At 41.0% G+C, this 14,951-nt stretch carries 15 protein-coding genes and 6 tRNA genes; 12 read left to right on the top strand and 9 right to left on the bottom strand.

The genetic code is table 11. From position 1 onward, the window contains the following. Window positions 1-37: 37 nt before the first annotated feature. From pal to L1068_RS17125, 11 genes are all read left to right on the top strand, one after another. Window positions 38-565: a peptidoglycan-associated lipoprotein Pal gene (pal, locus tag L1068_RS17175; RefSeq protein WP_054978433.1), complete on the top strand. Its 528-nt coding sequence runs from the start codon at window positions 38-40 to the stop codon at window positions 563-565. A gap of 16 nt (window positions 566-581) precedes the next feature. Continuing rightward, a complete protein-coding gene (gene ybgF / locus L1068_RS17170; RefSeq protein ID WP_054978471.1) occupies window positions 582-1,340 on the top strand; it encodes a tol-pal system protein YbgF in 759 nt (252 codons plus the stop codon). A gap of 209 nt (window positions 1,341-1,549) precedes the next feature. Beyond that, a tRNA-Lys gene (locus L1068_RS17165) sits at window positions 1,550-1,625 on the top strand. A 44-nt stretch (window positions 1,626-1,669) separates the two neighbouring features. After that, window positions 1,670-1,745: transfer RNA gene (locus L1068_RS17160), tRNA-Lys, on the top strand. 23 nt (window positions 1,746-1,768) lie between these two features. After that, window positions 1,769-1,844: transfer RNA gene (locus tag L1068_RS17155), tRNA-Lys, on the top strand. Between the two features lie 23 nt (window positions 1,845-1,867). Further along, window positions 1,868-1,943: transfer RNA gene (locus L1068_RS17150), tRNA-Lys, on the top strand. A gap of 39 nt (window positions 1,944-1,982) precedes the next feature. Further along, window positions 1,983-2,058, top strand: a tRNA-Lys gene (locus L1068_RS17145). 126 nt (window positions 2,059-2,184) lie between these two features. Beyond that, window positions 2,185-3,243 (top strand): quinolinate synthase NadA, encoded by a 1,059-nt coding sequence (nadA, locus tag L1068_RS17140; protein ID WP_237131224.1) that lies wholly within the window; start codon window positions 2,185-2,187, stop codon window positions 3,241-3,243. Between the two features lie 103 nt (window positions 3,244-3,346). Further along, window positions 3,347-3,436: transfer RNA gene (locus L1068_RS17135), tRNA-Ser, on the top strand. A gap of 757 nt (window positions 3,437-4,193) precedes the next feature. Further along, complete coding sequence (locus L1068_RS17130; RefSeq protein ID WP_237131223.1) at window positions 4,194-6,797, top strand: ExeM/NucH family extracellular endonuclease; 2,604 nt, start codon at window positions 4,194-4,196, stop codon at window positions 6,795-6,797. Window positions 6,798-6,860: 63 nt separating this feature from the next. After that, window positions 6,861-7,844, top strand: a complete 984-nt coding sequence (locus L1068_RS17125) for a phosphotransferase (RefSeq protein ID WP_237131222.1) — start codon at window positions 6,861-6,863, stop codon at window positions 7,842-7,844. A 29-nt stretch (window positions 7,845-7,873) separates the two neighbouring features. On the opposite strand, the gene L1068_RS17120 is transcribed toward L1068_RS17125, so the two are convergent. From L1068_RS17120 to L1068_RS17090, 7 genes are all read right to left on the bottom strand, one after another. Next, window positions 7,874-8,740 (bottom strand): amidohydrolase family protein, encoded by an 867-nt coding sequence (locus tag L1068_RS17120; RefSeq protein WP_237131221.1) that lies wholly within the window; start codon window positions 8,738-8,740, stop codon window positions 7,874-7,876. Then, the gene (locus L1068_RS17115) at window positions 8,721-9,446 is read right to left on the bottom strand and encodes an SDR family oxidoreductase (RefSeq protein WP_237131220.1); all 726 of its coding nucleotides are present in this window, start codon (window positions 9,444-9,446) and stop codon (window positions 8,721-8,723) included. Before L1068_RS17115 ends, L1068_RS17120 begins: the two co-directional genes overlap by 20 nt. Before the next feature lie 3 nt (window positions 9,447-9,449). Then, complete coding sequence (locus L1068_RS17110) at window positions 9,450-9,929, bottom strand: peptidylprolyl isomerase (RefSeq protein WP_010560427.1); 480 nt, start codon at window positions 9,927-9,929, stop codon at window positions 9,450-9,452. A gap of 60 nt (window positions 9,930-9,989) precedes the next feature. After that, on the bottom strand, window positions 9,990-11,345 hold the full coding sequence (locus tag L1068_RS17105) for a LysM peptidoglycan-binding domain-containing protein (RefSeq protein WP_237131219.1): 1,356 nt from the start codon (window positions 11,343-11,345) through the stop codon (window positions 9,990-9,992). A 95-nt stretch (window positions 11,346-11,440) separates the two neighbouring features. Beyond that, window positions 11,441-11,755 carry a hypothetical protein gene (locus tag L1068_RS17100; RefSeq protein ID WP_010560425.1) on the bottom strand — a complete coding sequence of 105 codons (315 nt, stop codon included), beginning with the start codon at window positions 11,753-11,755 and terminating at the stop codon, window positions 11,441-11,443. Between the two features lie 79 nt (window positions 11,756-11,834). After that, complete coding sequence (locus tag L1068_RS17095; RefSeq protein WP_237131218.1) at window positions 11,835-12,110, bottom strand: cell division protein ZapA; 276 nt, start codon at window positions 12,108-12,110, stop codon at window positions 11,835-11,837. Between the two features lie 3 nt (window positions 12,111-12,113). Then, a complete protein-coding gene (locus tag L1068_RS17090; RefSeq protein ID WP_054978442.1) occupies window positions 12,114-12,338 on the bottom strand; it encodes a hypothetical protein in 225 nt (74 codons plus the stop codon). 181 nt (window positions 12,339-12,519) lie between these two features. Here L1068_RS17090 and rlmJ point away from each other — a divergent pair, with 181 nt between their 5' ends. Then, complete coding sequence (rlmJ, locus tag L1068_RS17085; RefSeq protein ID WP_237131217.1) at window positions 12,520-13,368, top strand: 23S rRNA (adenine(2030)-N(6))-methyltransferase RlmJ; 849 nt, start codon at window positions 12,520-12,522, stop codon at window positions 13,366-13,368. Window positions 13,369-13,415: 47 nt separating this feature from the next. On the opposite strand, the gene L1068_RS17080 is transcribed toward rlmJ, so the two are convergent. Both L1068_RS17080 and L1068_RS17075 read right to left on the bottom strand, forming a co-directional pair. After that, window positions 13,416-14,207: an META domain-containing protein gene (locus L1068_RS17080; protein WP_237131216.1), complete on the bottom strand. Its 792-nt coding sequence runs from the start codon at window positions 14,205-14,207 to the stop codon at window positions 13,416-13,418. A gap of 157 nt (window positions 14,208-14,364) precedes the next feature. Further along, window positions 14,365-14,895: a TetR family transcriptional regulator gene (locus tag L1068_RS17075; RefSeq protein ID WP_237131215.1), complete on the bottom strand. Its 531-nt coding sequence runs from the start codon at window positions 14,893-14,895 to the stop codon at window positions 14,365-14,367. Between the last annotated feature and the right edge of the window lie 56 nt (window positions 14,896-14,951).

The following is a 14,951-nucleotide window of genomic DNA, read 5'->3' as shown; positions in this document are numbered from 1 at the left end:
GATTACAGGTTAGACTTTTAAAAAAGGAATCAACTCAATGCAACTTAACAAACTACTAAAAAGCCTACTCATTGCAGTGCCTGTAATGACGTTAGCTGCTTGTAGCTCATCTTCAACTGTTGAAGAAGATACATCTGCGAATCAAAGCAACCAAAGTCAAGAAGAAACAGTACAAGTTGAAACTGTTGCTAAAGAAAAGACGCCAGAAGAAATTCTTGCAGAAAAATATGAAGCGCTTCGTCAAGAGCAAATCATCTACTTTGGCTTTGATAAATCAACAGTTCGCAGTGATTACGTTGAGTTACTTCAAGCACACGCTGATTTCTTAGTTAAGAACCCAAGTGTTAAAGTACTTGTTGAAGGTCACGCTGATGAGCGCGGTACTCCTGAGTACAATATCGCACTAGGTGAGCGTCGTGGTGAAGCTGTATCTAAATACCTACAAAGCCTAGGTGTTGCGGAAAGCCAAATCTCAGTAGTTAGCTACGGTGAAGAAAAGCCAATGGTTAAAACACGTACTGAAGATGCTTTCGCGAAAAACCGTCGCGCAGTTTTAGTATACTAATATAGAAGATAATATGATTAAGCCGAAAGTTATTTTGGCAACCATGTTTCTTAGCGGGAGCAGTCAGTTACTGGCTGCTCCCGCTCCTGTTTCTGAGGTAGGCGCAAGTTCAAGCATGTCATCGACAGCACTTGAAACGCGTTTACAAACTTTAGAGCGCATGGTTGCAAATCGAAATGTACAATTTCTTCAATTGCAGCAGCAATTGGAATCATTACAAGATGAAGTAAGTCAGCTACGCGGTGTTACCGAAGAGCAAGGCTACCAATTGGAAAAAGTGCTGCAACGTCAGCGTGAGCTGTATCAAGAAATTGAAACGCGTGTATCGAGTTATAGCGCACCGACCCAAGTAGCAGACACAACTTCGGATGTTAGCTCTGGCACAATGAGCAACAACTTGTCTGAGAATGATGCTTACGATCGCGCTGTACAACTCATTATGCAAGATAAACGCTATGATGATGCGATCCCTGAGTTCAAAGCATTCTTAACAAACTACCCTGATTCAGTTTATGTGCCTAATGCGCACTATTGGTTAGGGCAATTGCTGACAATTAAAAATGACAGCAAAGGTGCACTTACGCATTTTGAAAGTTTAGTGAATGGTTTTCCTGACTCAAATAAGCGTTCAGATGCCATGCTGAAACTTGCAAACACCTATTTAAAAGAAGGTGAAACAGTACGTGCGAAAAAAATCTTAAACGATTTAGTGGCACAATACCCTGATTCAACCCCTGCGAAGTTGGCTGTTGAAAAATTAGCGAGTCTTAATTAAGACTCGCAACACCACTTATTTGTAAACGAAAAGTGAAAACATTATCACTTTTTAGGCTAATCTTAATTTGTTGGTATAAAATTAGCCAACTGAGTCACAAAACTTAAAAAAACCGTAATTTTAGGTTGCACTCATTTTTTAAATAAGTATTATAAGCGCCCGCAGCCGCTTGTTACGAAAGACAAAAACGCTGCGCAAAAAATCTGATTGGGTCATTAGCTCAGTTGGTAGAGCAGTGGACTTTTAATCCATTGGTCGATGGTTCGAGTCCATCATGACCCACCATTCAGATTTTTGCACTTCGAGTATTTCCCTTATGGGAATTGAGCGGGTCATTAGCTCAGTTGGTAGAGCAGTGGACTTTTAATCCATTGGTCGATGGTTCGAGTCCATCATGACCCACCATTCGAAATGCACTTGCTTAGAGCGGGTCATTAGCTCAGTTGGTAGAGCAGTGGACTTTTAATCCATTGGTCGATGGTTCGAGTCCATCATGACCCACCATTTTCTAAGCCTTCTCTTTGAGCGGGTCATTAGCTCAGTTGGTAGAGCAGTGGACTTTTAATCCATTGGTCGATGGTTCGAGTCCATCATGACCCACCATTCAAAGACCTTTCTATATGCAATACGCATTCTATGAGCGGGTCATTAGCTCAGTTGGTAGAGCAGTGGACTTTTAATCCATTGGTCGATGGTTCGAGTCCATCATGACCCACCATTCATATCTTATTTATATTTCTTAATTATATACATCGCGTTATTTTATCAATCACAAAACTGTCATTCAGTTGCCATTTTCAGTATAATGCGCGCCAATTTCCTGTAGCAGTTCACGGTCGAGAATATGAGCTTAGCTGAACAAATTATGCCTGAGGATTATATTTTTCCTCCCAAGCCAGCCCCTTTATCAAACGATGAAAAGCAGGCGTATAAAGAACGTATTAAATCACTTCTGAAAGAGAAAGATGCAGTATTAGTGGCACACTATTATACCGATCCTGAAATTCAAGCCCTGGCTGAAGAAACCGGAGGTTGTGTTGCAGACTCGTTAGAAATGGCGCGTTTTGGTAGTAAACACCCAGCAAAAACCATTGTGGTTGCAGGTGTGCGCTTTATGGGCGAGACAGCCAAAATATTAACGCCAGAAAAAACAGTCGTGATGCCAACGCTAGAAGCAACGTGTTCACTGGACGTTGGTTGTCCAATTGATGAGTTCTCAGCGTTTTGCGATCAGCACCCAGATCGCAAAGTGGTGGTGTATGCAAATACTTCAACAGCAGTTAAAGCTCGCGCAGATTGGATTGTTACCTCAAGTTGTGCACTTGAAATTGTTGAGCACCTTGACGAGCAAGGCGACAAGATTATTTGGGGCCCTGATAAACACTTAGGCTCGTATATTCAAAAGCAAACTGGCGCAGATATGATCATGTGGAATGGCGCATGTATCGTTCACGATGAATTCAAAACTAAAGCGCTAAAAGATATGAAAGCCCTGCACCCTGATGCTGCGGTATTAGTGCACCCAGAGTCACCTGCAGAAATTGTTGATTTAGCTGATGCGGTAGGGTCAACTAGCCAGTTAATTAAAGCAGCGCAAGAGATGGACAATCAAAAGTTCATCGTGGCAACAGATCGCGGTATTTTTTATAAAATGCAGCAACTGTGCCCTGAAAAAGAATTCTTTGAAGCACCAACTCAAGGTGAAGGTGCAACATGCCGTAGCTGTGCGCACTGTCCTTGGATGGCGATGAATGGCCTAAAAGCGATTGAAGAGGCATTACTTGATGCAAGCGGTAAAGAAGTGTTTGTTGATATGGAGCTTCGTGAAGGCGCGCTACGTTCGCTTAATCGCATGCTAGATTTTTCTTCATCGTTAAAGTTGGCAACGACAAACAATACTTAATGTGTTGTAATTTTAGGCACTCATAATCAGTGTTCTAAAAAGTACTTGCTTACAATCAAGGCTTTGCATAAGATACGCCACACATTGCAAGGCAGTGTAATGCGGAGAGGTGGCTGAGTGGCTGAAGGCGCACGACTGGAACTCGTGTATAGGTTAACCCCTATCGAGGGTTCGAATCCCTCCCTCTCCGCCATAATGATTTAAAGAAAACGCTTGAGTGTATGCTCAGGCGTTTTTTTATGCCCGCATTATGTCAGGGGGGTGAGGCCCTCGACTAGGGTTCGACACATTATCGGGAATAATTTGAACCGCGAAGGCGCCGCGAAGCGGGTAAATACAGGGAGGTATTTAAGTTTATCCCTCCCTCTGTGCCATTCTAGATTTAAAGAAAACGCTTGAGTGTATGCTTAGGCGTTTTTTATGCCTGCAGTTTACCTAAAAGCTTTTTTAGAGCGTGTGCTATCAAGCTCTTAAGAAAATGAGTCACGCTAGTGAGTTTGGTTTTACATAGTGGGCTGAAGTGGTTTAGGTCACAACGATATGTGATTTTATTCTGCGAAAAGGTAAAAAACGTTATAGGTTTATCAGCTTTTTTTATACAAAAGGTACGGTGTAAAGTTTGCTGTTTGTTATAAATTTCTTGCGAACTAAATACAATAAAACGGCTAATAGTATCGCCATGAATTTTTCATTGGTAGCAGCAAGGTCATATGTCCGAATAGAATTAAAAATAAGTAACGCTAATTCCATTTGGGAATTGATATTCTTTTCTTATTCCTAAAAATAGCTAAAACACCGGACATTCGTCCTTTCATTTTTAAATGTTTCAAAAATGTTAAATTAATCGTAAATCACTGTAAATAAACACTATTTTGTAATTGATTTGTCACTTTATATGCCTAGCATACGATGTTCCTTAGTCGGGTAAAACAAAATCGGGAACAATACTAATGTTAAAGAAAACACTTTTGGCAAGCGCAATTGCCTTGGCAACAGCCAGTGCCAATGCGAATGTGATCATTTCGGAATACGTTGAAGGCGGCAGCTACAATAAAGCGGTTGAAGTTTACAATGCTGGCGATACCGCAGTTGATTTATCAACTTACGCACTAAACTTTTATTTCAATGGTAAGACGGAAATTGGCCGTACCATTACGCTTGCTGGTGAACTTGCACCTAACACTACTTATGTTGTTGCACACTCACGTGCAGCGGAAGCGTTAAAAGCAAAAGCGCAGCTTGATACTGATGGCAGTTGGTTTAACGGTGATGACGCGGTTACATTAACTAACAGCGACACTGTGGTTGATAGCTTAGGCCAAATTGGTGTCGATCCAGGCTCAGCTTGGGTAAGCGGCGATGTACGCACTCAAGACCGTTCATTAGTTAGATTAGAATCTGTAAAATCTGGCCGTACAGATGCATTTGCAGCGTTTGATGGCGAACTTGAATGGATGGCATTGCCAAAAGATGATTTTTCAAATATAGGTAGTCACAATCAGCAAACAGAAGAGCCGGACCCAGTTGAATGCGGTGGTGATGCAACTCTTATTAGTGCTATTCAAGGTAATGGTGATGCGAGCTCGCTTGTTGGCGAAACAGTTGAAGTGCAAGCAGTTGTTACTGTAAGCCTGCAAGGTGACAATCAGTTAAAAGGCTTTTTCTTACAAGAAGAGTCATTTGACCAAGATAGTGACTTAACCACATCAGAAGGTATTTTTGTTTATTACAACAAAACTGAAGTAGCACAAGGTGATGTTGTAAAACTACGTGCAAAAGTAGAAGAAAAATATGGGCAAACTCAACTTGCTTATGTTGGTGATCTTAAAGTGTGTGGCACAGAAAGTTACAGCGCCACAGAAATAACACTACCAGCTGAAGGTGGCTTAGAAGCGTATGAAGGTATGCTTGTAAGTGTATCTAATGAACTAGTTGTAAATGACACTTATGGTCTTTCACGCTATGGCGAGTTAAAACTTGGCACAGAACGTTTATTCCAAAGCACACAAGTTGCCCTACCTGGTGATGCTGCAAATGCAGTAGAGGCTGAAAACAAGCTTAAATCTATTACATTAGATGATGGTTCAAGCGCGCAAAACCCTGAGGTGATCCCATACCCAACGCCAGAACTTGATGCTTACAATACATTGCGTCTAGGCGATAAAGTAAATGGCCTTACTGGTGTGCTTGGCTATGGCTATAGCCAGTACCGTATTCACCCAACAACAACACCAAATTTTATAGCAGAAAATGAGCGTAGCGAAGCACCAGACGTTGTTGAAAACAGTAATTTACGTATTGCTAGCTTTAACGTACTTAATTACTTCAATGGTGACGGCCAAGGCGGTGGTTTCCCAACGCCTCGTGGTGCAGATACAGCAGAAGAATTTGAACGTCAAAAAGCAAAAACAGTGAGTGCAATTTTAGCGCTAGATGCAGATGTGATTGGTTTACTTGAAATGGAAAACGATGGTTTTTCTGATTTAAGTGCAATTGCTGATTTAGTTGCATCACTCAATGCTGCTCAAGCAAACGATACCTATGCCTTTGTTAATTTAAACACGGAGCAGGTCGGTGGCGACGCAATTATGTCGGCGATTATTTATCGCAGTAACAAAGTGGCAGAAATAGGCACAGCTGCGTTCACTGAAGCAGTTCCGTTTGATTACGGAAACCGTCCACCAGTAATGCAAACCTTTACTGATAAGCTAACTAAAGAAAACTTCTCTGTAGTGGTTACTCACTTACGTTCTAAAGGTAGCTGTAGAAAAGCAGAAGGTTTAGATGCAGACCAAAAAGACGGTCAAGGTTGTTGGAACCAAACTCGCGTTAACGCAGTTAATAAACTGAATGAGTGGTTAGCGACTAATCCAACTACTGTTGCTGATGAAGATATGGTTATTCTTGGCGATATGAACGCGTATGGTGAAGAAGATCCAATCTATGCATTTGTTAACAATGGTTTTGTAAACATTAAAAAGCAACGCTTTGGCCATACACGTGATTACTCGTATGTTTATCAAGGTCGTATTGGTAGTTTAGATCACGCTTTTGCATCAAGCAGCATGTATGACAAAGTAGTTGGTATTCAAGATTGGCATATCAATGCTGACGAGCCAGTTTCACTTGACTACAACATGGAATACAAGTCAGATAAGCACCTAGCAAGTTTATATGCCGATCACGCTTATCGTGCATCTGATCACGACCCAATCGTAATTGACTTTGATACACGCCCAGCGCCAACAGTTATTGAAGGTACATTTGAAAACCTATCTGGTTGGTTCTGGTGGGATCACCGTACTATTGAACTGCCAGCGGGTTTTGATACGTTAGAAGTGTCAATTGAAGGCGATGGCGAAGCAGATTTATATGTGCGCCACGGTAAACAGCCTAACTTCTTTAAATATGATTGTCGTCCATATTTATGGGGCAGCAACGAAACATGTACGCTAGACAAGCCTGAAGAGGGTAAGTGGTATTTCCGTCTGCGTGGTATTTTACCGTATGCAAATGTGACACTGCGCTACAAAGCAACTAAGCAAAATTTCTAATTGTTACTCGTTGAACAAAAGAGCGGCATTTGCTGCTCTTTTTTTTGCAATATGGTAGCGTGTATGCGATTTGATAATATCGGTTACGCTATGCTAAATGACACCATTCAACAGCAAATATGCCAAACTCTTGGCAAGCCAAATATTTGCCAAGTAGATACCTTTAAAACAGTTTGGAGTGGCTTTGGTGCACTGCATCGTATTTCGTTTGCAAAAAATGATGAATCGGTGGTAGTAAAATCCATTTGCAAGCCAACTGAAATACACCACCCAAAGGGCTGGAATAGTGACTTTGCATCTGCTCGAAAGCTAAATTCTTATCGCAATGAACAATATTTTTATCGTCACTATAGCAACAAGCTAAATGTCGTCACGCCACAATTTTTAGGGTTTCTGGAAGCTGATAATACACAGTATTTACTGCTCAGTGATTTAGCATCAGCGGGGTTTGAAGCCATAGCCGAAGATGATGTCTCAGCGGTTAAAGGGATTCTTGATTGGTTAGCGTGTTTTCATGCGCAAAATATTAATGTCAGTGACGACAAGCTATGGCAGCAAGGTGGTTATTGGCATCTTGCGACGCGTCCTGATGAATTAAACGCAATGTCGCATACGGCGTTAAAAGCGGCAGCGACAGAGTTAGATAATCAATTAGGGAGCTGTCCGTATCAAACACTTGTTCATGGCGATGCTAAAATTGCTAACTTTATGATGTCGCAAAATACCGTTGCAGGGTATGACTTTCAGTATGTTGGCAAAGGCATTGGTATACAAGACGTAATGTTGTTACTCAGTAGCGCATTTACCAGTGAGCAATTATATGCTGTTGAGCATGAGTTGCTACTTTATTATCAAACGGCGTTTTTAAAGTATTGTGACGTGTTTGCTAAGCCGAGTGGTACGCAAATCTTATCGTGCTGGTTAGCGCTCTATAGCGTTGTGTGGGCCGACTTTGTGCGCTTTTTAAATGGCTGGTCACCGAATCATTGGAAATTACATGACTATGCGTGGCATCACGCTAACAAGGCTCTAGCAAATATCTCGTAAGAGTTAACCTGAGAGCTGGTTAGCTATCGCTATTTCTGTATCTGATATATTCGCTTCGCGTTAGCAAAACTGAGCTTTTGCCACAGTGCTTTATTAGGACATAGGCCGTAATAATGTTGCCAAAGCGAGGCATAACTTGATGTCATTAAACAAATTGGAAAGTTACTGGCAAACATAACGCGGTTTTCGCCAAAATGCGTAACTAGTGTGGTCAACACCGTTTTTCTAAATGGATCGCTTAATGGCAAATCGATCATTTCAAACCCAGAGTACTTTATTGAGATATTTTCAAAGCGTGCCAGTTTTTTGATTGCCGTGTGCCAATCGTCAAACGATTCAGGTGTAACCAGACCTGCGTGATTTAACACAATATTTAATGTTGGACATGCTTTTGCTAAATCACATAAGCGCTTTGTGATAGGGTGTTGGTGAAGTTCAAACTGCGCCTCAAAGATTAACTGATGGCTTTCAAGCAGGGAAAAGTTGCTTGCGACTTCTGGCTTTAATAATCGCTTGGCATCCGCACCTTCACTAATATCACGAATACCAACAAACGTAGCATAGCGTGAAAAATCCTGAATTTGCTCTTTAAAAGTATGCGGGTCTTGGTCAATCTGCGCATAACTTATCGCACAATGCGCGCATTTGTATTTTTGTTCTAAAAAGGCGATTTCGGCCGCGGGGTGAGCATTATTAAAACCCGCTTCAATATGCGCGTAGCCGTCAAGCTGAAAATGTGCCGGTAGTTTTAAATCGACTGGTGTGAAATTGCGTTGAATAAAACTAATTTTTGGCCAAGGGGGCAGTGCATTTTTGAGCCAAAAATAATCACCCTCATCTAAATCAAAAAGATGAAGGTGAGGGTCGAATATGGCGTTATTGCGCTGTGTATCCACCGTCAATAACCTGCAAGCTACCGGTGATAAATGTCGCCTTATCACTGACCAAAAAGCCAATGTAATCTGCTACCTCATTCGCCTGACCTAAACGGTTAAGCGGTTGTAGTGCTTCTTCTTCAGCGTGTACTTCGGCCTTGTTGGCGCCGCTTTTTTCACAGTAACTATCGATAGCTACATGATAAAGCGGTGTTTCAATGGTACCTGGACAAACAGCGTTGGCACGAATGTTATATTCGGCATAGTCTAACGCGGTGGTACGTGCCATTGAGGCAAGTGCCGCTTTAGATAAGTTATATGCGAAGGAGTTTCGCTTACCAATAAGCGCTTGATCAGACGCTACTAGCACAATTGCGCCGCCGTTTTGTTTCATAAAAGGTAGCGCATGCTTAATTAGGCTAAACGCGCCTTTCACATTCAACGAAAATAGCTCATCTAGCATTTGTTCAGACGTGTTCTCGATGTTAGCTGAAAGGTGGCGACCTGCATTAGATACAACCACATCAATTGATTGATGTTGTTGCCCTATATTTGCAATCACGTTGGCAACCGCATCAACATTGCTCACATCGCAGTCGATAAAATGCCCGACGTCTGAATGGCTAATATCAAGGTTGTATACGGTATAACCATCGTCAATTAATCGCGAAACGGTAGCAAGGCCAATGCCTTTACTACCGCCAGTAACTACTGCTACTTTACTCATAATTTAGTGGCCGCAACCGCCAGCGCCATGCACATGACCGTGCGATAACTCTTCGCTTGTTGCTTCGCGTACTGATACAACTTCGATATTAAAGGTTAAATCTTTACCGGCAAATGGGTGGTTTAAATCACAATCAGCGTTAAAGCGACCAACTTTAATGATTGTCACTTGGCGTTGACCTTGATCGGTATGCACAACGGCAGTCATGCCTGGCTTCCATACTTTAGCACCTTGCAAATGTTTTAAAGGAATACGCTGAACTGCATTATCGTGGCGTGGGCCGTACGCGTCTTTAGCTTCAAGCTCAACGCTAAATTTCTCATCAGCTGCTTTGCCATCAAGCGCATTTTCTAAACCTGGTAACATGCCTTCATGGCCATGAAGGTAAGCTAGCGGAGAGCCATCTTTGCTTGATTCTAACTGAGTGTCACCTTCAAAAACGGTGTAATGAAATTCAACAACGGCGTCTTTTGCTATTTGCATAATAATCCTAAATTTAACAATTTTTCGCAGTATATATGAATTCAGATTAAGACGCGAAAATCAATTGTTTAATGTCGCAGTATGGCTAATTGAAAAGTAGGGCAGTTGCTCGGTGATATCGCCAGATGTAAGGATGTTTTGCGGCGCCGCTTTAGCTTGCGTAATAATAATTTTTAATTCTTGCCCTGGTTTTATAATGCCTTTTCGCGGCAAAGCATTCCAATCGCGCAGTTGCTTGATGGTAACATCAAATAAAGTCGCAATATGCCAAAGGGAGTCGCTTGGTTTAACCTGGTAGGATACTTCTAATCTTTCGATTTCCGGTTTTGCCCGTTTGATGTAACGGCTAATGGCATATTCACGCACTAAACTCGGCATGCTTTTACTGCTGGCGGGTAAGATTAAACGCTGCCCAATATACAATACATCTGTTGTTAAACGATTAAGCGCTTTTAACTTTGAAATTGACGTGTTAGTGAGGTTTGCTAGCCGGTATAAAGAGTCCCCTTTTTTAACTGTGTATCCTTTATCTTTACCATAGCGGCTAAACAACAATACTTGTTTTAGTGTGATGCCGAGCTTTTTAGGTAGCAGCAAGTGAAAGGGGCCATTCGGTGCACTTTTATCGGCGATATAGGCGCGATTTAGTTTTAATATTTCCGCGCTTGGCACTTGGAGTAGTTCCGCAATTACAATAATGGAAAAGGGCTGCTCTACATCGATGATACGAGTAGGGGATGTGCTTTCCACAGGTGGAAAAAACGACGGATTGTTCGCAATTAGTTTATTAATTGCTAATAGCTTAGGTACATAATCTTTGGTTTCTTGCGGTAATGGCAAATGCCAAAAATCTACCGGTTTAGCGTTAAGTTTATTTATACGTATTGCTTCTTTTACTTTACCCTCACCGCAGTTATAGGCAGCGATTGCTAACAACCAGTCATTGTCAAAAGTCACATATAGTTCGTTTAAATAACTCAGCGCAGCATGGGTTGAAAGGGCTAAGTCAAAGCGGCCATCGTAATATCCGTTAATTGGCACATTATAATGCTGTGCAATCAGTGGCATAAGCTGCCAAATTCCCGCCGCGCCTTTTTGTGATTTAGTCATACGAAAATCACTTTCAACAATGGGCAGTAAGGCTAATTCTATCGGCATATTCCGTTTTTTAAGCTCTGCAACTATATAGGGTAAGTATGGCTTTGCACGCAATGAAATATTGCTGGCATAAAACGATTGTTGCGAATACCAGTGTAATTTATCGTCAATTCGCGGGTGTGATAGGTTTGCTAGTTGTCTATTTTCAGCAATAAGTTGCCAAATATTCGATTTGTCGCTCACGGCAGATACAGTTGGTGCTACTAATGCAATTAACAGCGATAGCAATAGACCTTTTAACTCGGGTGAGCGATACATAACCAGCATGCCTTTTCAGGAAAACTTGGTTTAAGTGTAGACAAGAAAAAAGTATCAGAAATGACAAAAAAGCAAAAAATTGATAACTGTAAGATTTAAAAGAAGTTAAAAAAACTTGTTACAGAATAAGGGCTTGTCGCAAAAACAAAGGGTAAGGCTATAAAAATCAAGGCCATAATTAAATAGCTTGATGCACGCATTGCGCTGATTTTTTTGAGCTGTAAAAGCGAAATGCCACTCACAATACCACCTGCTACCAAACAGCTTCCCCACAATTGAACTTGTAACACAGTTACCGAGTTTTGCGTATTTAAAAGCTGGCAAATAACCACTGCATCTACAATTAAAATGACAAAAAATACTAAACTAATAACGAGTAGTTTGATGCCAAATAGTTGAGATTTTTGCATGGCCAACGGTTTTTAGCGGTTAAAGGTGTGACATTAATATCGCAATAGTAAAATAATTTCCAGAACAATCTGAGATATATTATTCGACTGCTGACAACAACTTAACAATCAGTTGGTTCATTTGCTTGGTATATTGCGCGTCAGCACTGAGTAATTGGTGACAAAGATTCAAAGCGACCATCAGCAATACTTTATCATCGCTTTTGGTGTGTGCACGCTGTTTAAATTCGTTTAACTCATCGTTTAAACGGTTGGCTGCAGCAAGCAGCTCATCTTCTTTGCCTTTTGGGCAAGCAATCATATGTTGCTTGCCAAGTAAGGTTATTGCGAGGCCCTGATTATCACCTTGCGCCATAAATTAATTTGCCGCTTGCGAGAGCTTAGTAACAAGTTCGTTTAAAGAAGCTGCTTGTGAGCTGCTCGATTCTTCAAGCTCCATTAATTCAAGCTGTGATGTTTCAAGCTCGTCTTTTGCTTTGGCTAACGCAGTTTCAAGCGCTTGCTTTTCTTCTTTTAGGGTTTGGTTTTGGGAGATTAATTGGTCAACTAACGAATGTAGCGTAGAGTATAAATTGTCGCTCATAATGGCACGCCTTAAATAATAATGAATAAATGTGACAGTAATATGTAAATATGGGTATTGGATGGCGATAGCAAGGCTAAGTTCAAGGAAATTTAGCTAAAATCGTTCAACTGCACAAAATCTACCCGTAAAACATGTATAAAAGAGTTATAATGCAGCAAATTTACGTTTAGGGCTGTATATGCTTAGCTATCGTCACTCTTTTCATGCAGGTAACCCTGCTGATGTTATTAAACATTTAGTATTAATTGAAACGCTTACTTATCTTACGCAAAAAGATAAGCCACTTGAATATATTGATACCCACTCAGGTGTTGGCATTTATCGTTTAGCCAATGCAGACGCCCAAAAAACGCAAGAGTATTTAGATGGAATTGCTAAGTTATGGCAATACACAGGTGACAATCAAGCAATTGCAAATTATGTTGAGCGTGTAAAACAGTTTAATAAAGGGGAGCTTGAATTCTACCCAGGTTCGCCACTTGTTGCTGACAGCTTGTTACGTGATAGCGACAAGCGCTGGTTATTCGAATTGCACCCGCAAGACAGCGAAAGCTTAAAAAACAATATGGCTGAGCTTAGCACGCGTCGCAAGCAAACCTATGTTCGTAAAGAAAACGGATTTTCAGGATTATTAGGTTTACTACCACCGCAGGCAAAACGTGGTTGCGTATTAATAGACCCTCCTTACGAAATAAAGTCAGATTACGAGCAAGTTGTTAAAACCGTTAAAAAAGCCAACGCGAGATTTAACAGCGGCACCATTATGATTTGGTATCCTGTAGTAACACGCGAGCGCATTGAAAAAATGGAGCAGGGGCTTATTGCATCGGGTGTTCGCAATATTCAGTTATTTGAGCTTGCGACGAGCGCAGATAGTGATGAATTAGGTATGACGGCCTCAGGCATGATTGTGATAAACCCACCATGGACATTGAAAAAAACCATGGACGCATGTTTACCAGAACTTGTTTCCTTGTTATCGGATGACGGTGGTTTTTACCGTAGCGAACAACTCGTTGAAGAATAAAAAAAGCCGCAAAATGCGGCTTTTTTTATGTATTAAGCAAGCTTTAATTAGTTAAAATATACGGCACTAAACTGAGCAATTTTTTCTTTTTTCTCGTTAAATAAGGTTAATGATTCACCCTTTATTTTGTATTCAAAGGTATCTTGCAATACTTGATGCATTGCACTTTCAACGGTGTTCGCCGTACCTTGGCACATCATCATAGTACTGGCCATGCCTTTAAAGCGCAGGCCAAACTCTTTTGCTACATAGCCACCCATAAAGTTATTACAGCCAGCAAATCCACGTGCATTACCACCGGATTTTAACTGCACAAAGACTTCTCGTGCACCTTCTGGTGTATTCACTTGAGCATCTTGTAACATGGTGGCTTTCCAATAAGTATTTGTCAGCGGTACATCTGGTTTGATTGTTGGGGCGATTTTAGTCAGTTTTAGTCGTAGCGGATCGCTGTTATTTACAAACGGGTTATTTGATTGTGTCGTGGTATACAATAATTTACCGTCTTTTCGGATCTGCGCACGTACGTTGTAACGCATGTTGTCTTTGATAAGTGCTTCATCATAAGTCAATGCAACGCGATAAGGTGGCGCAGTATCGAGCGTGGTTAATTTACTACTGATCACGGTCGCGGCAACGTCCATCTTGGATACATCTTCAAGCGTTACTGTTAACTCGGCATTAGGCGGCAACATGCTTCGGTCTAAATAAAATACTTCCGTATTTAAGGTGCGCATTGTTGATTGCTGTACTTCAGGGGCAGATTGACACGCGGTTAATGTAATTGTGCTGGTGGCAATAAGTGAACATAAAAACAAAGGTTTAGCAAAGCGATTCATAGTAGTTCCTTTATCTTGTTTAACGAAATTAAGTGGACTTACACAAGTGCGTGTTGAGCTTTGCTCTTTGCAAGTTCAACACCGCGTATTTTATTAGCGCTATTATTAACTTTTGCTTAATGCTGCCTAGCTTAACTTATTTTAGTTGACCTGAATGTTAGTTAGGTACATTGAGCAAACTCAGCTTTTTTTCAAGTTGTGTAACTAATTCATTTTCATTTATTTCAGGGTGATTTAGCCCGTATAGCAAGGTCATAAAATAAAGATCAATGATCACATCAGCATGATGTGCATTTGCGTTGTTATCGTGTATTAGTTGGTCTTTAAATCGTGCTAACTGAGGGGCTAGTTCACTGTGTTGCCACATAATCGTGCCAAGTAACTCTCGACTAAACTCGCGCTGAGATAAGTAAAACGGGTAGAGCGCTTTAGCATAGTGCGACATACGTTCAATTGCAGTATGGCTTTTATCTTTTTTGCTGGCGTTTAACAGTACTTCATCTAATTGGTCTGAAAATCCCGCTTTTAATATGTCTATTTTACTTTTGAAATGACTAAATACTGTGCCGTTGGCAACACCAGACGCCATAGCAATATCGCGCGTGCTGGTATTTTGGTATCCATTTTCTTTAAAAAGCAGCCATGCAGTTGTAAGAATAAGTTGTTTTGTTTGTTCTTTTTTTGACACGTTTTCCTCCAGTACATGTGCTATTACACCAGCTTTATAAATTAACGCAATAAAAA

The organism is Pseudoalteromonas sp. MMG024 (assembly GCF_021654175.1).
Taxonomy (GTDB): Bacteria; Pseudomonadota; Gammaproteobacteria; order Enterobacterales; family Alteromonadaceae; genus Pseudoalteromonas.
The sequence above is the reverse complement of the archived record's forward strand: the minus strand, read 5'-3'. Positions and strand labels throughout refer to the sequence as shown.